The following is a 23188-nucleotide window of genomic DNA, read 5'->3' as shown; positions in this document are numbered from 1 at the left end:
GTACGGTCTAGCCATGCCTCCGACCACCGAGACCCTGACCGCCGAGCGCATCCTCGCCGCCACCGAGGAGGTGCTGCGCCGCTACGGCCCGGCCAAGGCCACCGTGGTCGACGTGGCCCGCGCGCTCGGCGTCAGCCACGGCAGCGTCTACCGGCACTTCCGGACCAAGGCGGCGCTGCGGGCGGCGGTGACGAAGCAGTGGCTGGACCGTACGACGGAGCTGCTCGCCGGGATCGCCGCCGACACCGGCCGGGACCCGGAGGTGCGGGTGCGCGAGTGGCTCGCGGCGCTCTTCGCCGCCAAGCGCCGGAAGGCGGGGATCGACCCGGAGCTGTTCGCCACGTACTCGGTCCTGGCCGTCGAGGCGGGCGAGGTGGTCGGCGCCCACATCACCGAACTGACCGACCAGCTGACGGCCATCGTGCGTGACGGTGTCGAAGCGGGCACCTTCGCGGTCGCCGACCCGGCCACCGCGGCCCGCGCCCTCTTCCAGGCCACTGGCCGCTTCCACGACCCGGGCTACGCCAAGGAGTGGGAACAGCCGGGCGTGGAGGCGGAGTTCGAGGCGGTCGTGGACCTGCTGGTGCGGGGGCTGCGCCCCTAGGGGCGCCCCAAGAGGGGCGCGGAGCGCCTAGCAGTGGCAGAGCACGTCGACGACGACCGCCTCGGCGGGGAGGCCGTCGAGGTAGCTGTTGGCCCGCTCCCAGTAGCCGTCGGTGCCCGCGTCCGTCCATGTGCCGTCGAGGGAGAGCAGGGCGAAGCCGGGCACGGCGCACCGGATCGCCGCTTCCCGGGCGTCGTCGCGCTGCTGCGCGAAGTACGCGACCGGGTCGTTGAGCAGGAACGACATCCCGAAGTGGGGGTCGTCGCCCGTGACGGCCCGTTGCGCCACGTCCTGCACCAGCGGCTGGAGCAGGTGGTCCTCCTTGGCGTCCGCCATGGAGTAGCCGTCGGGATCGGACTCGTGGCGGGCCACGAACTCGGTCAGCGGGCGGGCCGGAGGATGCAGCGCGGTCAGTTCCTCCCAGGCGGCGCACAGGGCGTCGTGCCGGTGCGCCGCCTGTTGCCGCATGGCGTCGAGGTCGAGCAGGCCCCGGGGACCGCCGTAGCACTCCAGTGGCCCCAGGGGAGCGAGACCGGAGTCCCTGTTGGGGACGGTGGAGGCCCTGATGAGCTTGCGGCTGCCCTGGTGGGCCGGCAGGACGAGGTAGGGGCTCTGTGTATTGGCGTCGATGGCCCACCAGTCCCACTGGCCCACCGGGTTCCAGTCGTCGGTGAGGTTGTGGTCGAACGGCGCCATGGCGGCCACTATCGCCTGCCCGAGCTTGCGAAGTCTGGTCGGTGGCAGGCACACCGTGGCGATGAACTTGGTCATGCGCGGGATCGTAGAGCCGGCCCTCCGGAACCCAGCCGCCGGGCCGGTCCAAGCACGTAAGGCGATCGACAGCCGATCGCGGCCCCGCGGCGGAGCCGCAAACCGGCACGGCCGGCGGAGCGCTCAGCCGCCCGCCGCGCTCCGCCAGAAGTCCCGCATCACCGGCGTCGGTGACGGGTTCGTCATCCCCGCCTGTGTCATCAGGATCGCCACCGTTCCGGTGGGCGCGGTGATGTGGGCCGTGGTGCCGGTGCCGCCGATCCAGCCGTAGCGGCCGGGGACGTTCCAGGGGTCGGCCGGGGTGACGTCGACCTGGCCGCCGTAGCCCCAGCCCTGGCCCTCAAGGAAGAGGGTGGCGGCGGCTCGCTGCTCGGCGGTGAGGTGGTTGGTGGTCATGCGGCTGACCGAGGTGGGGGAGAGGAGACGGTGGCCGTCGGGGGTGGTGCCGGCGTTCAGGAGCAGGCGGGCGAAGGCGAGCCAGTCGTCGGCCGTGGAGACGAGGCCCCCGCCCCCCGAGGGGAAGCGCGGGACGCTGCTCCAGTCGCCGTCCGGAGTGTCCGTCAGGTTCAGGGTGCCGTCCGCGGCCGGGGCGTAGGACGAGGTGAAGCGGTGGCGCTTCGCCGCGGGTACCTCGAAGGCCGTGTCCCGCATGCCCAGCGGTTCGAAGATCCGTTCCGCCAGGAAGTCGGGGAGCGTACGGCCCGAGGCCCGGGCGACCAGGATGCCCTGGAGGGCGGACGAGGTGCCGTACAGCCAGGCCTCGCCCGGCTGGTGCAGCATCGGCACCTGGGCGAGCAGGCCCAGCCAGGCGTCCGGGTCCGGCCATTCCCGGAAGGGGCGGTTGTGCTGCTGCACCGAGAGCAGGGCCTGCATGGCGGGCACGGAGAAGTTCTCGGAGAGGCCCCAGCCGGTGCGGGAGCTGAGCAGGTCCTCGACGGTGATCGGGCGGGAGGCCGGCACCACGTCCTCCACGGGGGCCTCGGGCGCGCGGACCACCACCGGCTTCGCCAGCTCCGGGAGCCATTCCTCCACCGGTGCGTCCAGGGTCAGCACCCCGTCCTCCACCAGCGTCAGTACGGCCGCCGCCGTGATCGGCTTGGTGATGGACGCGATACGGAAGATCGAGTCCCGTGCCATCGGTGCGGTGCCCTCGGTGTCCACCGAGCCGACGGTCACCACCTCGACGTCGTCGCCGCAGGCCACGAGGGCGACGGCGCCCGGGACGGTGCCCCGGTCGACGTGCTGTCGCAGGATGTCGTGCAGGCGCGGAGCGCTCATCGGTAGGCCTTCCGGTCGGGGCGGTCGTCCTACGTACGACTCCCACGGCGGCGGGAAGTCATCGCCCGCGGCCGGGGAAAGTCAGGCCTCCGACGGATCCACCGTCGCCTGGTGCACCTCGGCCAGATGCTCCTCCGCCTTCAGCCAGGGCAGGAACTGCGCGCCCTTGCGCCAGCCGCACGTGTCGCATCTGATCGTGCGCTGCACTCCCGCGCGCTGCACCCGGACGACGTGCTCACGTCCGTGCTGGTCCCAGCGGCTCACCTTGCTCGTGTTGATCTCCAGCATGATGTCTCGCCTCCGGCTAAGGAGTGTGCAGCAAGACCAACATCAACAGGAGAATCTTCACAGCGAGTTGGCCAATCCGTGAGCAGGGTCCGGCCCGCAGGGGCGGCACTCATCCGATGGTGCGCGGCAGGCGCAGGCTCAGCAGGCCGGTCAGTGCGATGCAGCCCAGCTGGGTCAGCAACGTGACGACCAGGGCGTCCCGCATGCCCATCCCCGGGATCAGGGAGAGGAAGAGGGTGCCGAGGGCGGCCACGCCGAGGGCGAGAGCGGACTGCTGAGTGGTCATCATCACGCCGCTGCCGACGCCGGCCCGCACGGGCTCCACCTCGGAGAGAACGACCCGGTAGATGATGGGGAGTTGGAGCGCCTGGCCGCCGCCGGCGAACACCGCTCCGGGGAGCAGTTCGACCAGGCCGAGGTCCGGCCAGGACCGCCACGCCGCCAGCGCCATCAGACCGATGCCGATGCCCTGGAGCAGCGCGCCCGCGGTCACGACCCGGGTGCCGTACCTGGCGACCAGCCGCGGCCCGGCGAGCGAGACGAAGAAGAACACGACGGCCATCGGCGCGAGCGCCAGCCCCGCCGGGACCGGCCCCAGCCCCGCGCCCCGCTGCAGCGCCACCGCGATCACGAACATGAAGCCGCTGAAGCCGATGGAGAACGGCAGGATCATCACCAGACCGCGCCGCAGCGAGGTGAGCGCGAACAGGCTCGGCGGGACGAGTGGCGTACGGCCCTGCCGGTCCGCCCGGCGCTCCACCGCGTAGAACGCCGCCACGAGGAACGGGAACGCCGCCAGCGACAGCCACGTCCACAGCGGCCAGCCCGCCGATCGGCCCTCGGTGAGCGGGGCCAGCAGGGCGAGGAGCGACACGGTGAGCAGGACGGTGCCGGGTCCGTCCACCGGCTCCGGGCGCTGGGAACGGGTCTCGGGAACACCGCGGGCCGCCAGGACCAGCCCTACGACGACCACGGGGACGTTCACCAGGAAGACCGAGCGCCAGCCGGTGCCCGCGATGTCGGCGGCCACCAGCACCCCGCCGAGGATCTGCCCGGCCACCATGGACAGTCCGGCCGTGGCGCCGTAAAGGCCCATGGCCTTCGCCCGGCGCTGTCCCGAGGTCGCCGCCTGGATGGTGGCGAGGACCTGCGGCAGCATCGCGGCCGCCGAGGCGCCCTGCGCGACCCGCGCCGCGACCAGCGTCCAGGCAGTGGGCGCGAGTCCGCAGGCCAGCGAGGTGAGCCCGAAGGCCGCCATCCCGCCGAGGAAGAACCGCCGCCGCCCGAACAGATCGCCCAGCCGTCCCCCGAGGACGAGCAGGACGGCGTACGCGAGCCCGTACCCCGCGACGACAAGCTCGAGAACGGACTCGCCGGCATGCAGGTCCTTGCCGATGGTCGGCAGAGCGACATTGACGATGAAGAAGTCGATGAGAGGCAGTGCCGCTGCCAGCAGCACGGTGAAGAGTCCGAGGCCGCCGAGCGAGGGTGGCGCGGCCGGCGAGCGGACGGTGCGTGTAGCGATGGTTTCGGTCACGCCTTCGAGCGTGCGCCTCCGCCCAGGCTGGTACCAGAGTCTCTTTATCCTGGTAGAAGCACTACCTGGAAACAGGATCCGGCGGACGGCAGGCTGGAGGCATGGCGACGATGGCTCAGGTGACGAACCAGGAGACGGTGACCCCGTCCTCGCGTGGCGAGGGCGCCCAGGTACGGCGCCACGAGCTGGCAGCCTTCCTGCGCAGTCGCCGCGAGCGCATCACCCCGGAGGAGGTGGGGCTCCCGCGCGGCCGCCGGCGCCGCACGCCCGGGCTGCGCCGCGAGGAGGTCGCCCAGCTCTCCGCGGTCGGCGTCACCTGGTACACCTGGCTCGAACAGGGCCGTGACATCCAGGTCTCCGTCCAGGTCCTCGACGCCCTGGCCCGCACCCTGATGCTCGACGCCACCGAGCGCGCCCACCTCTTCCAGCTGGCCGGCGCGGTCGACCCGACACCGGCCCTGATCTGTCCGTCGGTGACGCCCGCCCTACGGGCCATGCTGGAGCAGCTGGAGCCGTACGCCGCGAGCATCCAGAACAGCAGGTACGACATCCTCGCCCACAACCGCACGCTCGGACTGCTGCTGTGCGACCTGGAGGAGGTGCCGCCCGAGGACCGCAACTGCGTCCTGCTGTCCTACACGAACGAGGACTGGCGCAACTCGATCGTGCACCTGGAGGAGACCCGCCGCCTGATGGCGGCCCGCCTGCGCGCCTCCATGGCCGGCCATCTCACCGAGCCCGCCTGGAAGATGCTCCTGAAGCGACTCCGTGAATACCCGGACTTCCGCGAGGCCTGGGAGCGCCACGAGGTGGTCGTCGCACACAGCAAGCGCAAGGAGTTCCTCAACCGCCTGGTGGGCCGCCTGGTAGTGGACCAGTCCGAGCTCTGGCTGGGCCCGGAGGTCGGCTCACGCATGGTGACGTATGTCCCGGCGGACGACGAGTCGAGGGCGCGGATGGAGAAGCTGCACAAGATAGCGCTGGGGAGATGACCGCCCCATAAGGGGCGCGGGGCTGTATCGATATGCGGCTCCGCCGCGTGGGCGCGACCAGCCCCCACCAACCCGCACCCGCCGAACTACGCACGGACCCCGGTCGGTTGGCGCACCTCTGCAGACGAAAGCTCCTCAGCCGTCCGCTCAGCAGTCCGCCGAGCCCAACGCCCGCTGGTCAGCGCCCCGAGCACAAGCACCGCCGCCCCACACACGACGAGAATCCACCACCCCGGCACGGAAGCCGAGACGAACACGTCCTTGTACGACGAGGCCCCCACACCGGATGCCAACACCGCCCCCACCACCGCGACGCCGAGCGTCTGCCCGAGCTGCCGGCTGGTGGACGCAACGGCGGCGGCAACCCCGGCCTGGGCGCGCGGCATCCCCGACACCGCGGTATTGGTGATGGGCGCGTTCACGAACCCGAACCCGATGCCGAACAGCACGTACGCGACGAACAACGTGACGTTCGACGTCTCGGCCTCGAACCCGGCGAACAACACCGCGCTCGCCGTCATCGCGGTGCCGGCGACGAGGAGCGGCAGCCGCGGCCCCCTGCTCCCCACCAGCCGCCCGGACAGCGGCGCACACAGGAGCGTCGGCACGGCCATCGGCAGCATCCACAGGCCCGCGTGCAGGGCGTCGTACCCGCGCACGTTCTGCAGATACAGCGTCGACAGGAACAGGAACCCCCCGAGGGCGGCGAACGCGCTGATCGCGATCACCGTCGCCCCGCTGAACGGCACCGACCGGAAGAACCGCAGGTCGATCAGTGGTTCGGCGCGTCGGGGCTCGTACCGGAGCAGCCCCACCAGTGCGGCCAGCGCGATCGCGACGAAGGGGAGCACGTAGGCCGTGCCCGAGTTCGGGGCCTCGATGATGGCGTACGTCAGGGCGCCGAACAGGGTGATCACCAGGAGCTGGCCGACCGGGTCGGGGCGGCGGGCCTTGGGGGCGCGGGACTCGGGGACGTAGCGCAGGGTGAGCAACAGGGCCGCCAGGCCCACCGGCAGGTTGACCCAGAAGATCGAGCGCCAGCCGACCGACTCCACCAGCAGCCCGCCGGCCAGCGGCCCCGCGGCCATGGAGATACCGACGACGCCTCCCCAGACGCCGATCGCACGGGCGCGCTCGGCCGGGTCCGTGAAGGTGTTGGTGATGATCGACATGGCGACCGGGTTGAGCATCGAGCCGCCGACCGCCTGGATCATGCGGAAGGCGATGAGCGAGTCGAGGTTCGGGGCGAGGGAGCACAGCAGCGAGCCCGCCGCGAAGACGATCAGGCCCGCCATGAAGACGCGTTTGCGGCCGATGCGGTCGGCCGTGGAGCCGGCGAGCATCAGCAGCGAGGCCAGGACCAGCGTGTACGCGTCGATGGTCCACTGCAGGCCGGCCGTGCTCGCGTGCAGCTCCCGCTGCATCGACGGCAGGGCGACGTTCAGGGCGGTGACGTCCAGGCTCACGATCAGCAGGCTCATGCAGCAGATCGCGAGGACGAGCAGACGTCGGCGAGGGCTGAGCTCGGGCATGCATTTCACTGTACGCCGACTTCGATAGTGCGTCTAACTAATAGTGCGCCTAACTAATGGCTGCTACATGATCACTGTCGATGCGCGACAATGGGCCAATGTCCACGCCCGTGTCCCCGTTGCAGATCGGCCCGCACACCGTCGAGCCGCCCGTCGTCCTGGCCCCGATGGCCGGGATCACCAATGCGCCCTTCCGCACCCTGTGCAGGGAGTTCAGTGGTGGCAAGGGGCTGTTCGTGAGCGAGATGATCACGACCCGGGCGCTGGTCGAGCGCAACGAGAAGACCATGCAGCTGATCCACTTCGAGGCGACGGAGAAGCCGCGCTCGATCCAGCTGTACGGCGTCGACCCGGCGACCGTCGGCAAGGCCGTCCGCATGATCGCGGAGGAGGACCTCGCCGACCACATCGACCTGAACTTCGGCTGCCCGGTGCCGAAGGTGACGCGCAAGGGCGGCGGCTCGGCCCTCCCGTACAAGCGCAACCTGCTCCGCGCGATCCTCCGCGAGGCCGTCTCGGGCGCCGGTGACCTCCCGGTCACCATGAAGATGCGCAAGGGCATCGACGACGACCACATCACCTACCTCGACGCCGGCCGTATCGCCGTCGAGGAGGGCGTGACGGCCATCGCCCTGCACGGCCGCACCGCCGCCCAGCACTACGGCGGCACGGCGGACTGGGACGCGATCGCGCGGCTCAAGGAGCACGTGCCGGAGATCCCCGTCCTCGGCAACGGCGACATCTGGTCCGCGGAGGACGCGCTGCGGATGGTGCGGGAGACGGGTTGCGACGGGGTGGTCGTGGGCCGCGGCTGCCTGGGCCGGCCGTGGCTCTTCGCGGACCTGGTGGCGGCGTTCGAGGGTCGTACACGGGCCCGTGCCGGAGGCACTGATGGATGCAGTGCGCGCCCGGCGCTCCGCGAGGTCGCCGACATCATGGTCCGCCACGCCACCCTCCTCGGCGAGTGGATCGGCGACGAGTCCAAGGGCGTCGTCGACTTCCGCAAGCACGTGGCCTGGTATCTGAAGGGCTTCGCGGTCGGCAGCGAGATGCGCAAGCGCCTCGCGATCACGTCGTCCCTGGAGGAACTCCGCGCCGGGCTCGATGAGTTGGACCTCGACCAGCCCTGGCCCACCGGCGCCGACGGCCCCCGCGGCCGCACGTCCGGCAACAACAGGGTGGTGCTGCCGGACGGTTGGCTGAAGGACCCGTACGACTGCGCGGGGATCGGCGAGGAAGCGGAGCTGGATACTTCCGGCGGCTGAGGCCCCGCAGCGGCCGTCAGCCCTTCTTCGGGTGCGGAGTCGAGCCGTACGCCGTCAGGAACCTGTCGCGGAACGCGCTCATCTTCCACACCGGGGCGTTGTGCGCGGGCCGCAGACCGTCCGTCCATCCCCAGCCGTCGATCTTGTCCAGGACCTTGGGGTCCTTGGCGACGATCGAGATCGGTACGTCACGGCTGGCGTGGTTGCCGCTGACGCGGGCGATGGGCTGGTGGTCGCCGAGGAAGACCAGGACGGTGTTGTCGTTGCCGTAGCGCTCGAGCCACTGGGTGAGGGCCGTCACCGAGTACTGGACCGACTTGCCGTACTCCGCCTGGGACTTGGGCGAGCTGGCGATGATGTCCGAGGGCTTGTTGCCGGCCTTCTGGATGGCCTTGAAGATCGAGCCGTCGCCCAGGTCGTTCCAGGGGACCATCTTGGGGATCGGCGCCCAGGGCTGGTGGCTGGAGGTCAGGATGACCAGCGACATGAGTGGCTTGCTGCGCTTCTTGCTGTGCTCCAGGTTCTGGAACTGCTGGAGTGCGTACTGGTCCGGCATCGTCGACCAGCTGAACTTCGGGCCCTTGTAGCCCATTTGGAAGGCGTTGCGGTACTTGGCCAGGCCGTAGAACTTCGACTCCGGCCAGCTCTTCTGGACCCCCGGCATGATGCCGACTGTGTCCCAGTCGCCTGTCTTCGCGAAGGCCTTGGTCAGGCTGAGGTGGTCGCTCGCCATCACCGTGCGGTAGCGCTGCTGGTTGTCGATCCACAGGCCGGACATGGTCGTGGAGTGGCCCAGCCAGCTGCTGCCGCCGTAGGTCGCCGAGGTGAGCCAGCCGCTCTTGGCGTGGAAGCCGGCCTTGGCGAGCGCCTTGGTGCGCACGTCGAGTGTCTTGTCGACGCCGGGCGCCTCGACCGGGTCCTCGATCGCGCTGCGGCCGTAGCTCTCGATGAACGTGAAGATCATGTCCTTGCCGCGCAGATCGGGCACCAGCTGGCTCGGCGGTGTGTTGCCGAACTCGTCGACCTTGGCCACCTTCTGGAAGGCGGCCTCGTCCCGGAGGGTGTCCCGCACCCGGCCCGCCTGGACGGCGACTGCCCCGGCCGTACGGTCGGACGCGAGCGGAACCCCGGCGATCTGCAGCCCCAGGGCGGAGCAGGTGACCCAGACGACGGTGGCGGCCAGGGTCCCCCGGGTTGCGATCTGCTTGTTCCCCGCGAGCAGGTTGCTGAGCCGCACCATCGCCAGCGCCATGACGCCGAGGACCACAACGATGAGCACGAAGACCCCGATGGTCGCCCCGACCTCCACCGCCTTGCCCATCGAGTCCGCGATGTACGACTGCGCGTCGGGCAGCAGCTCCCAGTCCAGTACGACGTTGAAGGGCCGCCCCAGGTATTCCACGAACCCCATGTCCAGGAGGTTCAGGACCACCATCGCCCCGAGCGCCGCCCCCGACAGCACCGCCACCACCAGCCGGGGCCGACGCGGCAATGCCAGCGCGACGGCCGCCCCGATGATGGCCTCCACGGGTATCCGCGTGAACCACCGGCCGGCCTGCAGCGTCGTCAGACGGTTCGGCAGCAGCAGCGCACCGAGGACGACGACGGCGGCGAGGATCGTGATCGTCCACCGTGCGTTACGGACGGCCGTGGGGTGCCGGTCGCGCCAGCCGGAGAGGCGGGAGCGGAGACCGGCCTCGGGTGACGTGCCCTCCGTGATGGTGTCGGCCGTATCCGGCTGCTGACGAACGCGCGTGAAGACAGGCACCCGAAGGTCCTTCCGTGCGAGACCCGTGGAAAGGCGGCGGGCCAACGCTGGGGAGGCTGGGGGCCCGCCGACATGACGTACGGCGGGCCCGCGGGACCTGTTCACGGCGTGAGGCAAACACCGGGCAAACGCCCGGTCAACGGTGCCGATTGTGCTTTTAGGGGCGCGGGGCTGTATCAATTTGCGGCTCCGCCGCGTGGGCGCGATCAACCACAACGAACCCGCACCCGCCACACAACCGCCCCGACCGAGCTCTTACGCGCCCCCAACCGCCGTCAGCAAAGCAAGAGGGGCGGCCGCAGACCGCGACTCCCGCACGCACGCATGCGGATAAGGCACTGGCTCGGCATGGGTGTCGCGCCCATACCCCGCAATAACCTCCGGCAGCCGATGCCCGGCTGCCGTCGCCGCATCCACCAGCGCATGCGCCACCGCCCGAGCCTCGTCATGCAGCCCGTACCGCGCCAGCCCCAACGTGATCAGCGCGTTGTCGTGCGGCCACACCGAACCCCGGTGGTACGACAACGGGTGATACGCCGCCTGGCCCGCCGCCAGCGTCCGCACACCCCACCCCGAGAAGAAGTCCGGCTCCAGCAACCGCCGGCCCACCAACTCGCCGTACTCCTTGTCCAGCAGCCCCGACCACAGCAGATGCCCGGCGTCCGACGCCAACGCGTCCACCTGGTTGCCCTCGCCGTCCAGAGCCAGCGCCGGGAAGGACCGGTCCCGCATCCAGAAGTCCCGCTGGAAACGGTCCCGCAGATCGCCGGCCGCCTGCTCCAGCAGCGCCGCGTACACCTCGTCCTCCCAGACCGTGCGCGCGACCCAGGCCGTCCGGCGCAGCGCGTCGTAGGCGTACCCCTGGGCGCCCGCCGCCATCACCGCCCCGCTGGCCCGCGTCCCGTCGGCGGAGCAGATCGCGCCGGGGGAGTCCTTCCAGTTCTGGTTGGCGAGGCCGCCCTGGTCGGCGCGGTAGACCAGATAGCCGCGCGAGGTGAGCCCGCCGTGATCCAGCATCCAGCCGATCGCCGCACGGGCGTGGGGCTCCAGCCGGCGCGCGAGTGCCAGGTCCCCGGTCTGCTCGACATACGCACCCAGCAGCACGAGGAACAGCGGTGTGGCGTCCACGGAGCCGTAGTAGCGCCCGAACGGAACCTGTCCGAAGTGCGCCAGCTCGCCGTGCCGTACCTCGTGCACGATCTTGCCGGGCTGGGACACCGAGTCCGTGCCGGTCTCGGTCGCCTGGGTGGCGGCGAGCGCCGGCAGCGTGGCGGCGGCGAGCTGCGGGCGGTAGGGGAGGGCGAAGAGGGACGTGAGCAGGGCGTCGCGGCCCAGCAGGGTCAGGAACCAGGGGGCCCCGGCGGCCGGTACGCGCAGCTCCTCGCCGTCCGGGCCGGTCGCGGTGACCTGGAGCGAGGCCAGGTCCGCGAGACCGCGTGCACAGGCCGCCGCCAGCTCGGGCCAGCCGGTCGGGAAGGGCACGCCCTCCACGAACTCGCCCTCCAGTGCCAGGAGTTGGGCGTTGGCGGCGGCAGGCGAGTCGGGGACACGGGGGTCCTGTGTCGCCCCGTGCGGACGGGCGGCCACCCGCAGCGCCAGTTCGGCGGTGCCGTGCGGCTCGAGTTCCAGCGTCCAGACCAGGCGCCGGGCGCCCGTGCCCGTCTCCTCGACGCCGTCCGGGGCGGGCTCGGCCGTCACCGTCGTACAGGAACGCCATTCACCGCGCTGGTAGCTGAACTCCACGCCGTCGTCCAGGATCCGGCGGGAGCGGGTGGCGCCGATCTTGGTGTACGTACGGTGGTCGGAGCGCAGCTCGAACTGGTCGGTGAAGTCGGCGTCCGCGGTGACCGCGAGGCGGATCGTGGTCGGCACCGGGCGGTTGCTGGTCACCCGCAGGGACTCGACGAACGCACTGTCGCCGACGGCCTGTTCGCGGAAGATCGTGTGCGCGGGCGGCTCCTGGCGTCCGCCGCGCGGGACCAGGACACAGCGCGCCGTGTCCCCGTCCGCGACCGGCGTGAGAGACTCCGGCACCGCGCCGTCGACCGTCAGCTGCCAGCGGCTCAGATGCCGGGCGTCCCGTACGAATAACCCGTCCGGGGAGCCCGACCCCCTCACGCCGCTGATGTCCCCGCCGTCGCCGACGGCCGCGAACGTCCCGCCGTGCACGAGCAGATGATGCCGGTCCGTCATGCCCGGTCGCCTCCCCTGACTGCCTTGTCACTCTTGTCACTTCTGCCGAAGTCACTTCTGTCGAACGTGCCGATGCCCGTGCCGGACACGCCGTGTCCGGGGCGCTCATGGAGCAGATCCAGCGCGAGCGCGGCGGTCCAGCTGAACCCGCTCGCGCCGCACGCCTCGCCGGTGAACGGGTCCACGTACTCGGCGAACCCGGAGCTGCCGGCGATGTCCAGGACGGCCTCCCGCAGCACGTCGGCCCGCGTCTGCTCGCCGTGGGTGCGCAGACCGCGCTCCAGCAGCCAGCTCGTGTTGAACCAGGCCGGACCCCGCCAGTAGCGGTGCGGGTCGAAGGCCTCGCCGAGGAGGTCGTAGGAGGGGGCCAGGCGGGTCGCGCCGCCGAGTCCGAAGTGCGGTCCGCAGGCCGTGCGGACGAGGACGGCGGCCGTCTCGCGCGGGAGCGTGGGCAGGAGGAGGGGGACGAGGCCCGAGACGCTCCGCTCCGGGATCAGCTGCCCGCCGCGCACGTCCCGGCAGAAGAACATCCCCTCCGCCGGATCCCAGAGCCGGTCGAGCATGGCGCTCGTCAGTCGCTCCGCACGCGCATGGCGAGCCGTGCCCGTCGCGCCGAGCTCGCGCGCGATCCGGGCCAGGGCGTGCTCGGAGGCGATGAGCAGGGCGTTGAAGGACGGGTCCTCGACCGCGAACTCCCCGCCCCCGTCGGCGTATCCGCGATCCCGGTAGTCCGTCGCCAGCCGCACGTACCGTCCGTAGTCCAGATCCGTCGGCCGGTCCTCGGCAGCCCCGTGGTCGAGGTCGGCGCGGCGGAAGGAGCGGGCCGGAGCGGGCGTGATGCGGGCCAGCGGCGCGTCCCAGCAAGGGCTGTTGTCCATGCCCTGTTCCCAGGGGTGCACGACGGACGCCAGGCCGCCGCCGCCCAGGTCCCGCCGGTGCAGCAGATAGCGGTGCCAGGCGGCCAGCCGGGGATACATCCGGGTGAGGAAGCCGCGCGCACGTGACAGCCCCGGGTCGGCGCAGTGCACCAGCCAGGCCGCCAGCGCGTGCACCGGTGGCTGCACGATGCCGGAGGTCTGTACGGTGCGCGGGGCGCCCGCAGCGCGCCCCGCGGTCGAGGAGCGCCAGAAGTCGGGGCTCGGGAAGTACGCGTCGAGCGGTACGGAGGGGTTGAAGACGATGTGCGGGATGCGCCCGTCCTCCCACTGGGCGGCCAGCAGCGTCTCCAACTCCGTCTGTGCCCGTAACGGCGACAGGTGCCGCAGGCCGATCGCGATGAACGCGGAGTCCCAGGACCACTGGTGCGGATACAGGCTGCGCGAGGGGACGGTGGAGGCACCCGTCCAGTTGTCCTCCAGAACGCGGACGGCTCTGAGGTGCAGCGAACCCGGCGTGGGGGGTGGATCGTATGCAATGGGGTGCTGTGCGGCACGGCTGGTGAGTTGGGCAGTGCGATCCACTCGGGGCTCCCCGAAAGACGTGCGGTCGACCGGTTCGGTCATGGCTACCGTAGAGTTACGTCTATTTAACACGCAAAACTCAGGATGTAATGCAGGCTTGAGAAACACAAGGGGGTGCGCATGACTGGACGCGGCCAGGCTCGCGCGGGCGATCTGCTCGAACTGGTACGAAGCGGGCGCGCGACCACGCGCGGCGCGCTCCAGCAGGCCACCGGACTCTCCCGCGCCACCGTCGGCCAGCGCCTCGACCGGCTCTTCCGCGCGGGCTGGCTGCGCGAGGGCGCCGGCGGCCCGGTCGACTCGCCCCTCGGCGGCCGCCCCTCCATCACCCTGGAGTTCGACGACGAGCACGCCGTGGTCCTCGCCGCGGACCTCGACACCCGCCACGCCCGCGCCGCCGTCCTGTCCCTGACCGGCGAGATCCACGCCGAGCACTCCGGCACGCTCGTCATCGAGGACGGCCCGGACGCCGTACTCGGCGAACTCGGCCGCTGGTTCGCCGAGTTGCTGGAGAAGTCCGGGCACCGGGCGGAATCGGTCTGCGGCATCGGACTCGCGGTGCCGGGGCCCGTCGACAGCGAGACCGGGCGGGTCGTGCAGCCGCCGATGATGCCGGGCTGGGACGGCTACGACATAAGAGGCCGCCTCGCCAGAGCCTTCACCGAGCACACGGGCGCCGGACCGGTGCCGGTGCAGGTGGACAACGACGCGAACCTCATGGCGTACGGCGAACAGCGCACGGGATACGCCGACTGCTCGGCGTTCGTGCTGGTCAAGGTGTCGACGGGTATTGGTGCCGGCGTCGTGGTCGGCGGGGCGATCTACCGGGGCATCGACGGGGGCGCCGGCGACATCGGGCACATCCGGGTGGGCGCGGAGGCGCTGTGCCGGTGCGGGTCGTACGGCTGTCTGGCCGCCGTCGCCAGTGGTGGCGCCGTGGCGCGGCGGCTGGCGGAGGCCGGGGTGCCGGCGGCGTCCGGCTCGGATGTGCGGGATCTGCTGGCGGCCGGGCATCCGGAGGCGCTCGGGCTCGCGCGGGAGGCGGGGCGGCAGGTCGGCGACGTACTGGCGACCGTCGTAACGCTGCTCAACCCCGGGGTGCTGATGATCGCGGGAGATCTGGCCGGAACTGCATTCCTCACCGGCGTACGGGAGTTGCTGTACCAGCGGGCGCTGCCCCGGTCCACGGCCCACCTGGACGTCGTCACCTCACGGCTGGGGGAGCGGGCCGGGCTGGTGGGGGCCGGTGCGCTGGTCGTGGAGTACCTGTACGCGCCGGAGCGGGTGGAGGAACGGCTGCTGGCGATGGGCGTGTGACGTCCGTGTTTCTGTCCCAGGACACGTCCGCATGGTGAAATCCGGGCCTCTGTGGCAGCGTGATTCTTGCCACCCTTGATAAGGGTTGCGCTCAGATGAGCGGATCTTGGGCGACTGCACTTCTCCAAGGGGTGGCACTGGGTGCCACCCCTTGATCGTTCATCGATCGAAATCAGACGCGCCGGACTCCGCTCATCTGAGCGAAAAACCCCACCTCCGGGCACCCGTGCGTTCAAGAAGTGAAAACATCCGCGCGTCACCGCTTGCCAAGCTTTGACTTTCGATCCGCTGGCGGACGAGTGGTTACAGGCGCATGACGCGTGAGTAGACGTACCCAGACGCCTTTGATCTGGGTATGTTCCTCGCCGTCAGGGCAGCCACCGCGTCCTCGAGGGAGTCGAGACCGTGTCGGAAAACAAAGAACCCCACGTAGCGAAGTTCGTTTACGACTTCACCGAGGGAAACAAGGACCTCAAGGACCTCCTGGGTGGCAAGGGCGCGAACCTCGCCGAGATGACCAACCTGGGACTCCCCGTTCCCCCCGGCTTCACGATCACGACAGAAGCCTGCAAGGTCTACCTCGACAGCGGCGAGGAGCCGGCGGCACTGCGTGACGAGGTGAGTGCACACCTCGACGCGCTCGAGGCCCGTATGGGTAAGAAGCTCGGCCAGGCCGACAACCCGCTCCTGGTGTCCGTCCGTTCCGGCGCGAAGTTCTCCATGCCCGGCATGATGGACACCGTCCTGAACATCGGGCTCTCCGACAAGTCCGTGAAGGGTCTCGCCGACCAGGCCGGCGACGAGCGGTTCGCCTGGGACTCCTACCGGCGCCTCATCCAGATGTTCGGCAAGACGGTCCTCGGCGTCGACGGCGAGCTCTTCGAGGACGCGCTCGAGGCGGCGAAGACGGCCAAGAAGGTCACCGTCGACACCGAGCTCGAGGCGGCCGACCTCAAGAAGCTGGTCACCAAGTTCAAGAGGATCGTCAAGACCGAGGCCGGCCGGGACTTCCCGCAGGACCCGCGCGAGCAGATGGACCTCGCCATCCACGCGGTCTTCGACTCCTGGAACACCGACCGCGCCAAGCTCTACCGCCGCCAGGAGCGCATCCCGCACGACCTCGGCACGGCCGTCAACGTCTGCTCGATGGTCTTCGGCAACCTCGGCCCCGACTCCGGCACGGGCGTCGCCTTCACCCGCGACCCCGCCTCCGGCCACCAGGGCGTCTACGGCGACTACCTGCAGAACGCGCAGGGCGAGGACGTGGTCGCGGGCATCCGCAACACGGTCCCGCTCGCGGAGCTGGAGCAGATCGACAAGAAGTCGTACGACCAGCTGATGCAGATCATGGAGACCCTGGAGAACCACTACAAGGATCTCTGCGACATCGAGTTCACCATCGAGCGCGGGCAGCTGTGGATGCTGCAGACCCGCGTCGGCAAGCGCACGGCGGGTGCGGCCTTCCGTATCGCGACGCAGCTGGTGGACCAGGGGCTGATCGACGAGACCGAGGCCCTGCAGCGGGTCACCGGCGCCCAGCTCGCGCAGCTGATGTTCCCGAAGTTCGACGAGGAGGCGAAGACCGAGCAGGTCGGCCGGGGCATCGCGGCCTCGCCGGGTGCGGCCGTCGGCAAGGCCGTCTTCGACTCGTACACCGCGGTGAAGTGGTCGCGTTCCGGCGAGAAGGTCATCCTGGTCCGCCGTGAGACCAACCCCGACGACCTCGACGGCATGATCGCGGCCGAGGGCATCCTGACCTCGCGCGGCGGCAAGACCTCCCACGCGGCCGTCGTCGCACGCGGCATGGGCAAGACCTGTGTGTGCGGTGCCGAGGAGCTGGAAGTCGACACCAAGCGGCGGCGGATGACCGTGCCCGGCGGGCATGTGGTGGAGGAGGGCGACCTCATCTCCATCGACGGCTCCAGCGGCAAGGTCTACCTGGGCGAGGTCCCGGTGGTCCCCTCCCCGGTCGTCGAGTACTTCGAGGGCCGGATGCACGCCGGCGCCAACGACGCCGACGAACTCGTCGAGGCCGTGCACCGGATCATGGCGTTCGCCGACCGCAAGCGCCGCCTGCGGGTGCGCGCCAACGCGGACAACGCCGAGGACGCGCTGCGCGCCCGTCGCTTCGGCGCGCAGGGCATCGGCCTGTGCCGTACGGAGCACATGTTCCTCGGTGACCGCCGTGAGCTGGTGGAACGCCTGATCCTGGCGGACACGGACGCCGAGCGCGAGGAGTCCCTGAAGGAGCTTCTCCCGCTGCAGAAGCAGGACTTCGTCGAGCTGTTCTCGGCGATGGACGGTCTGCCGGTGACGGTCCGTCTCCTGGACCCGCCGCTGCACGAGTTCCTGCCGGACATCACCGAGCTGTCGGTGCGCGTCGCCCTCGCCGAGTCCCGCAAGGACCCGCACGAGAACGAGCTGCGCCTGCTGCAGGCGGTGCACCGGCTGCACGAGCAGAACCCGATGCTGGGTCTGCGCGGTGTACGCCTCGGCCTGGTCATCCCCGGCCTGTTCACCATGCAGGTACGGGCGATCGCCGAGGCCGCGGCCGAGCGCAAGAACGCCAAGGGCGACCCGCGGGCCGAGATCATGATCCCGCTCGTCGGCACGGTCCAGGAGCTGGAGATCGTCCGCGAGGAGGCCGACCAGGTCATCGCGGAGGTCGAGGCGGCGACGGGCACGCAGCTCAAGCTCGCCATCGGCACGATGATCGAGCTCCCGCGCGCCGCCCTCACGGCCGGCCAGATCGCGGAGGCGGCGGAGTTCTTCTCCTTCGGCACCAACGACCTCACCCAGACGGTGTGGGGCTTCAGCCGGGACGACGTGGAGGCCTCCTTCTTCACGGCCTACCTGGAGAAGGGCATCTTCGGAGTGTCGCCCTTCGAGACGATCGACAAGGACGGCGTCGGCTCGCTGGTCAGGTCGGCGGTGCAGGCGGGCCGCGAGACCCGTCCCGACCTGAAGCTCGGCGTCTGCGGCGAGCACGGCGGTGACCCCGAGTCGGTCCACTTCTTCCACGAGGTGGGTCTCGACTACGTCTCCTGCTCGCCGTTCCGGATCCCGGTGGCCCGCCTGGAGGCGGGGCGCGCGGCCACGCAGTCGGCGGGCAGCGACCACCGGTAGGGCATACGGCCACTGCTGGGCCGTATGGCCCCTGAACCCCGGAACCGTCGCCCGTCCCCGACCCTCAACACCGATGGGCGGCGGTTCCGGATCACGAAAGAGGGCGGCACCCGTGCGGGGGTGCCGCCCTCTCCCTCACTGGATCGGTGCGTCGGGCGGCGGGAGTTGGATGGTGACCTCCCGGTCGACGGAATCGACTCCGTCGAGCGCCTCCAGGGCGGGGATCCGGTCTTCAGCGACGGTGCCGGAGAGCGTGCCGAGGATCGGCTGCTCGCCCGTGACCGTGAGACCGGCCCGCCGCAGGGCCTGGACCACCTGCGCGAACCGGTCGGGGTCGACCGCGAGGACGACCCCGACCGGAGCGGAAGGAGACGACTCGCTCACGGGGCCTGGAGCAGGCCCGAGCCGACGTCACTGACCGGCTGCACCATCGGGAACGCAGTGGCCTTCAGGCTGGCCATGAGCTGCGCCGCGGTTGCCTTGGGGGCCGCCTGGGCGAGCAGTGCGATGACACCCGCTGCGTGCGGGGTGGCCATGCTCGTGCCGCTCAGGACCCGGTACCCGCCGTCAGGGGCAGCCGAGTGCACGTCCCGGCCGGGCGCGGCGATGTTGATCTCGCCGCCCTGGTCGTTGATGGCGCCGTTGGAGAAGAACGACGGGTTGAGCGCCTTGTCGAGCGCGGCCACCGCGAGGATGGAGGGACAGTTGGCCGGCCGGCTGACGGGGATGATGGAACCCGGCCGGTTGCTGTCGTTGCCCGCGGCGGCGACGAGCACCGTTCCGAGCTTGAGCGCGCGCTTGGCCAGGTTCTCGTACGTCTGCGGGAACAGCTCACCCGGCCGGACCCGGGAGCCGAACGACATGGAGATCACCTTCGCGCCCTGGGAGATGGCCCAGGCGATACCCGCCAGGATCTGGCCGTCGTTGCCGAAGCCCTCGTTGTTGAGCACCTTGCCCGCGAGGATCTGCGCCTCGGGTGCCACGCCGTAGCGGGGTCCCTGCCTGGGGTTGGTCGGACCGGCGGCGGTGCCGATGCAGTGCGTGCCGTGGCCGTTGCCGTCGTCGACCTTCTCGCCCGGGACGAAGGAGACCGTCGCCGCGATGCGCCCCGCGAAGTCCGGGTGCTCGGTGTCCACGCCGGTGTCGAGGACGGCGATCTTCACCCCCTTTCCGGTCATCTGGGACAGGTTGGCCCGGATGGCCTGCAGGCCCCAGGTCCACTCCTTCTCGTGCCAGGCCGGGCCATGGCCCATGGCGATCTCGGCCTCGGTGTGACGGCTGACCACATCCTCGTCGCTGCGGTAGGCCGGGAAGAACTCGGTCGGCGCCTGGTGCGGAGCAGTGACAGGCATGGCGTAGACCATGCGCTCCGGCTCGGCTGCGATGATCGACGACTCCGCCTCGGCCGTGGTCACCAGCGCGTGGCGCTGATCGGGCCGCACCTCGACGACGGCGGCGGCGAGTTCCTCGAAGTGCACCGAGACGTCGGGGCGCTCCAGGAGTTCGGCCACGTTCGTGACGTCGGCTCCTCGGACACGTTCGACGGACGCGATGTCGGCGTTGGAACGCAGTGCGTCCAGGCCGCCTTCCTGGTTCTTCGGGTCGAGCAGGACCACGTACCGACCGGTGTACTCCGAGCTCTGGCCCGTGAGGGGGCCGCTCGGCCGATCGGGGTGCTCGCCGTAGGCGCGCCTGTCCATGGGTCCATTCGCCATTGAATTTCCCGCTTTCTGTGCGCTGTTCCCCCGGTTCGTGGACACGCGTCGAGGCACGGAGAATCAGCGCCGACAAGAGGGGGCGCGGATGGGTCGTGGATCGACACGTACTGCCGTGACCTGCAAGGATGTCCTCTGCCAGGCCGTCGGCATCGCCCCCTCGTCCACGTTCGCATCGAGCGTGGAGGCCCGCAACACGGGCCTCCTTCGCCTCCTCAGAAAGTGCCCTGGGTGTTGACCGGACCGACCTGGAAGTTGCCGGAGCAGATCGTCCAGGAAGCCGGGACGAGGACCGCTTCGAGCGAGGCCGGCGGATAGATCCGCAGGTAGGTGCCCGTGCGCAGGCAGGGCCCGCCGATCGGACCGTTGGTGGTGCGGATGACCGCGGAGACGGAGTGGGCGGGGGCGAGCGTGACGGTGGAGTAGGACTGGCCGGTGCGGGTGGCGGCCGGGCCGATCTGCCGGTGCGCCGTGTCCAGGGCGCTGACGCCCGGATAACCGCGCAGGGCACAGCCGGTCGTACTGGTGTTGGTGAACCGGATCGGCCAGTACACCGAGCCGGCCGCGCCCTCCTTGCGCCCCATGGAGACGTAGAGGTCGCTCACGGCGCAGGTGCGCAGTCGGTGCGCCGCCGTGGCCGTCGTCGCCGTCGCGCTCCATGCCGCTCCCGCGCCCGCGAGACCGAGGAGGCCGGCGGACAGGAGGGCGGCTAGGCCGCGTCGGGAAGGTCGTCGAGAGTGGAGAGACATGGCATATCCGCCTCCGTCGGGCGAATGGGTGGATGTGGGTGTTCTGTTAGATGAGTGCCCAGCGGAAAAAGTTGTACCTGGTCGTGGACCGTGTGCGGGTGCGGTACCGGGGTGGCGAACCCTCCGGCGACATGCCGGGACCCCTCCCCTACGCTGGGAATTCACCCGCTCACGGAGGGAGCCCGTCCATGTCCGGCTGGAACGAGAAGGCCGTCCCCGACCAGAGCGGGCGCATCGCCGTCGTCACCGGGGCCAACAGCGGGCTCGGGTACGTCGTCGCGCGGGAGCTGGCGCGCAAGGGGGCGCGAGTGGTGCTCGCGTGCCGGAGCGAGGTGCGGGGGAGTGCTGCGGCGGACCGGATCGTGGGTGAGGTGCCGGGGGCGATCGCCGAGTTCGCGCGGCTGGATCTCGGGGACCTGGGCTCCGTACGGGAGTTCGCGGAGTCGTACCCGTACGACTACCTCGACCTGCTCGTCAACAACGCCGGGGTGATGGCGCTGCCCTACGGGACGACGGCGGACGGCTTCGAGACGCAGTTCGGGGTCAATCACCTGGGGCACTTCGCGCTCACCGGGCTGCTGCTGCCCGTGCTGCTCGGCACGCCCGGCTCCCGGGTCGTGGCCGTCTCCAGTGAGATGCACGCGGTGGCCAACGTCGACATCGACGACCTCAACAGCGAGCGCCGGTACCGGCGTTGGATCGCGTACGCCCGGTCCAAGACGGCCAATCTGCTCTTCGTCCACGAGCTCGCGCGCCGGCTCGCGGCGCACGGCGCGGACGTGGTGGCGGCCGCGGCCCATCCCGGGTACGCGGCCACCAATCTGCAGGGTGCCGCGCCCCGGATGGAGGGGCGCAGGCTCACCGGGCGGGTGATGGAGCTCGGCAACCGGGTCTTCGCGCAGTCGGCGCAGGCCGGGGCGCTGCCCGTCCTGTACGCCGCGACGGCGCCCGACGTGCGGCCGGACTCCTTCACGGGGCCGTCGTTCATGATGTGGCGCGGGGCGCCCGCACCGTCCTGGCGGGCGCCGTGGACGCTCAACGACACGGCGGGGGAACGGCTTTGGGCGGCGTCCGAGCGGCTCACCGGGGTGGTGTACGACCAGCTGAAGGCGTGAGCCGTCAGGCTGTCGCCCCGCTGTCCACCACCAGGTCGGTGCCCACCGCCGACGCCGCGTCGTCCGAGGCCAGGTACAGGACGGCGGCGGCGACTTCCTCCGTCGCCGAGATGCGGCCGAGGGGGAGCGCGGTCCTCACCCGCTCGGCGCGGTCCGCCTCCGTCTCGCCGGGGCGCAGCGACATGGGGGTGTCGGTGGCGCCGGGGCTGACCACGTTGATGCGGACGCCGTCGCGGATGTGGTCCAGGGCGGCGCCCTTGCTGAGCGCGGCGACGGCGGCCTTGGAAGCGGCGTACGCGGCGGCTCCGGGGATGCGGGTGTGCGCACCGAAGGTGGAGGCGACGTTCACGATCGCGCCGCCGGACGGCTGGGTGCGCATCTGGCGGATCTGCGCCTGCAGCGCCAGGAAGACGCCGGTGACGTTGATGTCGAGCTGGGTGTGCCAGTCGGTCTCGGACAGGTCGGCCAGCGGGCCGCCGCCGCGGAAGACGCCCGCGTTGTTGACGGCCACGTCGAGCGAGCCGAAGGCTTCGACGGCCGCCTCCACCAGCGCCTGTGTGGCGGCGGCATCGGACACGTCGGCGGTGACCGCCAGCGCCTTGCCGCCCTGGTCCTCGATTCTGCGGACCGTCTCGTCGAGCGGTTCCCGGCGGCGGCCGGCCACGACGACCCGGGCGCCCTCCGCTGCGAACGCGAGCGCGATCGCCCGTCCGATGCCGGAGCCGGCGCCGATGACGAGGGCGGTCCGGTCGGAGAAGCGGCTGCCGGTGGTGCGAGCGGTGGTGGTCATGATTTCCCCTGTTCTTGACCGATCGGTTCAGTATGAGGGCGTGAAAGAGGCCCCTTGATGAGGGGTGTCAGTCCAGCAGCGCCAGCGCCTGTTCCGCCGCGTCCCGGACCCTGGCCGGATCGTCGGACGCCTTGCCGACCACCCGCAGCCCCTGCAACAGCACCAGCAGCATGCGGGCGAGGGTGAGCGGATCGCGGTCGGCGGGCAGTTCGCCCTGGGCCTGGGCGCGGACCAGGGTCGAGTGGAGCACGGTTTCGAGGTGGTCCCAGTTGCGCTCCACGCGCCTGGCGGCGGCCGGGTCGTGCGGGGCGAGTTCGCTGGCCGTGTTGGTCACCAGGCAGCCGTTCAGGCGGAGTTGGGCGTCGGACGCCTCGGTGGCATAGCGGCGTACGAGCGCTCGGACGGCGGGCAGTGCGGGGCCCGGCCGGGACAGTTCGCGCACGATCGGCGGGAGTCCGGCCCGGTCGTAGCGCTCCAGTGCCTTCAGGTAGAGCTCGTGTTTGCTGCCGAAGGTCGCGTAGATGCTGGCGCGTCCGATGCCGAGGTGGTCGACCAGGTCGGACATCGACGTCGCCTCGTAGCCGCGCTGCCAGAACAGCTCAAGGGCTGCCTGCAGCGCGGCGTCCGGATCGAACTCCTTGGTCCTGGCCACGTATAGCAGCCTAAAATCAATGGGAACGATCGGTCA

Annotated in this window: 19 protein-coding genes; 6 read left to right on the top strand and 13 right to left on the bottom strand. The window is 70.8% G+C overall.

Going from position 1 to position 23188, the window contains the following annotated elements; translation table 11 throughout:
* Positions 1 to 13 precede the first annotated feature (13 nt).
* A complete protein-coding gene (locus ACFY10_RS04460; RefSeq protein ID WP_390663539.1) occupies positions 14 to 604 on the top strand; it encodes a TetR family transcriptional regulator in 591 nt (196 codons plus the stop codon).
* A 27-nt stretch (positions 605 to 631) separates the two neighbouring features.
* On the opposite strand, the gene ACFY10_RS04455 is transcribed toward ACFY10_RS04460, so the two are convergent.
* The 4 genes from ACFY10_RS04455 to ACFY10_RS04440 all read right to left on the bottom strand — a co-directional run bounded on the left by ACFY10_RS04455 (position 632) and on the right by ACFY10_RS04440 (position 4478).
* Positions 632 to 1375, bottom strand: coding sequence for a hypothetical protein (locus ACFY10_RS04455; protein WP_390663538.1), 744 nt, complete (start codon positions 1373 to 1375; stop codon positions 632 to 634).
* Between the two features lie 123 nt (positions 1376 to 1498).
* The gene (locus ACFY10_RS04450; protein ID WP_390663537.1) at positions 1499 to 2653 is read right to left on the bottom strand and encodes a serine hydrolase domain-containing protein; all 1155 of its coding nucleotides are present in this window, start codon (positions 2651 to 2653) and stop codon (positions 1499 to 1501) included.
* Positions 2654 to 2734: 81 nt separating this feature from the next.
* On the bottom strand, positions 2735 to 2941 hold the full coding sequence (locus tag ACFY10_RS04445) for a hypothetical protein (RefSeq protein WP_390663536.1): 207 nt from the start codon (positions 2939 to 2941) through the stop codon (positions 2735 to 2737).
* 109 nt (positions 2942 to 3050) lie between these two features.
* Positions 3051 to 4478, bottom strand: coding sequence for an MFS transporter (locus tag ACFY10_RS04440; protein WP_390663535.1), 1428 nt, complete (start codon positions 4476 to 4478; stop codon positions 3051 to 3053).
* Positions 4479 to 4588: 110 nt separating this feature from the next.
* Here ACFY10_RS04440 and ACFY10_RS04435 point away from each other — a divergent pair, with 110 nt between their 5' ends.
* Complete coding sequence (locus ACFY10_RS04435; RefSeq protein ID WP_390664132.1) at positions 4589 to 5470, top strand: helix-turn-helix transcriptional regulator; 882 nt, start codon at positions 4589 to 4591, stop codon at positions 5468 to 5470.
* Positions 5471 to 5556: 86 nt separating this feature from the next.
* On the opposite strand, the gene ACFY10_RS04430 is transcribed toward ACFY10_RS04435, so the two are convergent.
* Positions 5557 to 7002, bottom strand: a complete 1446-nt coding sequence (locus ACFY10_RS04430) for a DHA2 family efflux MFS transporter permease subunit (protein ID WP_390663534.1) — start codon at positions 7000 to 7002, stop codon at positions 5557 to 5559.
* A gap of 98 nt (positions 7003 to 7100) precedes the next feature.
* Between ACFY10_RS04430 and dusB the strand changes: the two genes are divergently transcribed.
* The gene (gene dusB, locus ACFY10_RS04425; protein WP_390663533.1) at positions 7101 to 8267 is read left to right on the top strand and encodes a tRNA dihydrouridine synthase DusB; all 1167 of its coding nucleotides are present in this window, start codon (positions 7101 to 7103) and stop codon (positions 8265 to 8267) included.
* 16 nt (positions 8268 to 8283) lie between these two features.
* Here dusB and ACFY10_RS04420 read toward each other — a convergent pair whose 3' ends face one another.
* The 3 genes from ACFY10_RS04420 to ACFY10_RS04410 form a co-directional block, all read right to left on the bottom strand.
* Entirely contained in the window at positions 8284 to 10035 is a 1752-nt protein-coding gene (locus ACFY10_RS04420; RefSeq protein WP_390663532.1) for a CDP-alcohol phosphatidyltransferase, read from the bottom strand.
* A 255-nt stretch (positions 10036 to 10290) separates the two neighbouring features.
* A complete protein-coding gene (locus ACFY10_RS04415; protein WP_390663531.1) occupies positions 10291 to 12228 on the bottom strand; it encodes a glycogen debranching N-terminal domain-containing protein in 1938 nt (645 codons plus the stop codon).
* On the bottom strand, positions 12225 to 13688 hold the full coding sequence (locus ACFY10_RS04410; protein ID WP_390663530.1) for a trehalase family glycosidase: 1464 nt from the start codon (positions 13686 to 13688) through the stop codon (positions 12225 to 12227). Before ACFY10_RS04410 ends, ACFY10_RS04415 begins: the two co-directional genes overlap by 4 nt.
* 120 nt (positions 13689 to 13808) lie before the next feature.
* Between ACFY10_RS04410 and ACFY10_RS04405 the strand changes: the two genes are divergently transcribed.
* Together ACFY10_RS04405 and ppdK are read left to right on the top strand one after the other, a co-directional pair.
* Entirely contained in the window at positions 13809 to 15005 is a 1197-nt protein-coding gene (locus ACFY10_RS04405) for an ROK family protein (RefSeq protein ID WP_390663529.1), read from the top strand.
* A gap of 405 nt (positions 15006 to 15410) precedes the next feature.
* Complete coding sequence (ppdK, locus tag ACFY10_RS04400) at positions 15411 to 18131, top strand: pyruvate, phosphate dikinase (protein ID WP_390663528.1); 2721 nt, start codon at positions 15411 to 15413, stop codon at positions 18129 to 18131.
* Positions 18132 to 18266: 135 nt separating this feature from the next.
* Here ppdK and ACFY10_RS04395 read toward each other — a convergent pair whose 3' ends face one another.
* The 3 genes from ACFY10_RS04395 to ACFY10_RS04385 form a co-directional block, all read right to left on the bottom strand.
* Positions 18267 to 18515: a hypothetical protein gene (locus ACFY10_RS04395; protein WP_390663527.1), complete on the bottom strand. Its 249-nt coding sequence runs from the start codon at positions 18513 to 18515 to the stop codon at positions 18267 to 18269.
* Positions 18512 to 19846, bottom strand: a complete 1335-nt coding sequence (locus tag ACFY10_RS04390; RefSeq protein WP_390663526.1) for a S8 family serine peptidase — start codon at positions 19844 to 19846, stop codon at positions 18512 to 18514. Before ACFY10_RS04390 ends, ACFY10_RS04395 begins: the two co-directional genes overlap by 4 nt.
* 215 nt (positions 19847 to 20061) lie before the next feature.
* A complete protein-coding gene (locus ACFY10_RS04385) occupies positions 20062 to 20595 on the bottom strand; it encodes a DUF4232 domain-containing protein (protein ID WP_390663525.1) in 534 nt (177 codons plus the stop codon).
* A gap of 188 nt (positions 20596 to 20783) precedes the next feature.
* Between ACFY10_RS04385 and ACFY10_RS04380 the strand changes: the two genes are divergently transcribed.
* Positions 20784 to 21710, top strand: coding sequence for an oxidoreductase (locus tag ACFY10_RS04380; protein WP_390663524.1), 927 nt, complete (start codon positions 20784 to 20786; stop codon positions 21708 to 21710).
* A gap of 4 nt (positions 21711 to 21714) precedes the next feature.
* On the opposite strand, the gene ACFY10_RS04375 is transcribed toward ACFY10_RS04380, so the two are convergent.
* On the bottom strand, positions 21715 to 22500 hold the full coding sequence (locus ACFY10_RS04375) for an SDR family NAD(P)-dependent oxidoreductase (RefSeq protein ID WP_390663523.1): 786 nt from the start codon (positions 22498 to 22500) through the stop codon (positions 21715 to 21717).
* A 67-nt stretch (positions 22501 to 22567) separates the two neighbouring features.
* Positions 22568 to 23152, bottom strand: coding sequence for a TetR/AcrR family transcriptional regulator (locus ACFY10_RS04370; protein WP_390663522.1), 585 nt, complete (start codon positions 23150 to 23152; stop codon positions 22568 to 22570).
* Positions 23153 to 23188: the final 36 nt, after the last annotated feature.

It is taken from the genome of Streptomyces sp. NPDC001401, from assembly GCF_042895385.1.
Classification (GTDB): domain Bacteria; phylum Actinomycetota; class Actinomycetes; order Streptomycetales; family Streptomycetaceae; genus Streptomyces.
Note: the sequence above shows the minus strand (reverse complement) of the source record. Positions and strands in the feature narration are given on the sequence as shown.

Coding starts and splice junctions, on each gene's coding strand:
- ACFY10_RS04460 (WP_390663539.1), top strand. CDS start 14: ATGCCTCCGACCACCGAGACCCTGACCGCCGAGCGCATCCTCGCCGCC.
- ACFY10_RS04455 (WP_390663538.1), bottom strand. CDS start 1,375: ATGACCAAGTTCATCGCCACGGTGTGCCTGCCACCGACCAGACTTCGC.
- ACFY10_RS04450 (WP_390663537.1), bottom strand. CDS start 2,653: ATGAGCGCTCCGCGCCTGCACGACATCCTGCGACAGCACGTCGACCGG.
- ACFY10_RS04445 (WP_390663536.1), bottom strand. CDS start 2,941: ATGCTGGAGATCAACACGAGCAAGGTGAGCCGCTGGGACCAGCACGGA.
- ACFY10_RS04435 (WP_390664132.1), top strand. CDS start 4,589: ATGGCTCAGGTGACGAACCAGGAGACGGTGACCCCGTCCTCGCGTGGC.
- ACFY10_RS04430 (WP_390663534.1), bottom strand. CDS start 7,002: ATGCCCGAGCTCAGCCCTCGCCGACGTCTGCTCGTCCTCGCGATCTGC.
- dusB (WP_390663533.1), top strand. CDS start 7,101: ATGTCCACGCCCGTGTCCCCGTTGCAGATCGGCCCGCACACCGTCGAG.
- ACFY10_RS04415 (WP_390663531.1), bottom strand. CDS start 12,228: ATGACGGACCGGCATCATCTGCTCGTGCACGGCGGGACGTTCGCGGCC.
- ACFY10_RS04405 (WP_390663529.1), top strand. CDS start 13,809: ATGACTGGACGCGGCCAGGCTCGCGCGGGCGATCTGCTCGAACTGGTA.
- ACFY10_RS04390 (WP_390663526.1), bottom strand. CDS start 19,846: ATGGCGAATGGACCCATGGACAGGCGCGCCTACGGCGAGCACCCCGAT.
- ACFY10_RS04385 (WP_390663525.1), bottom strand. CDS start 20,595: ATGTCTCTCCACTCTCGACGACCTTCCCGACGCGGCCTAGCCGCCCTC.
- ACFY10_RS04380 (WP_390663524.1), top strand. CDS start 20,784: ATGTCCGGCTGGAACGAGAAGGCCGTCCCCGACCAGAGCGGGCGCATC.
- ACFY10_RS04375 (WP_390663523.1), bottom strand. CDS start 22,500: ATGACCACCACCGCTCGCACCACCGGCAGCCGCTTCTCCGACCGGACC.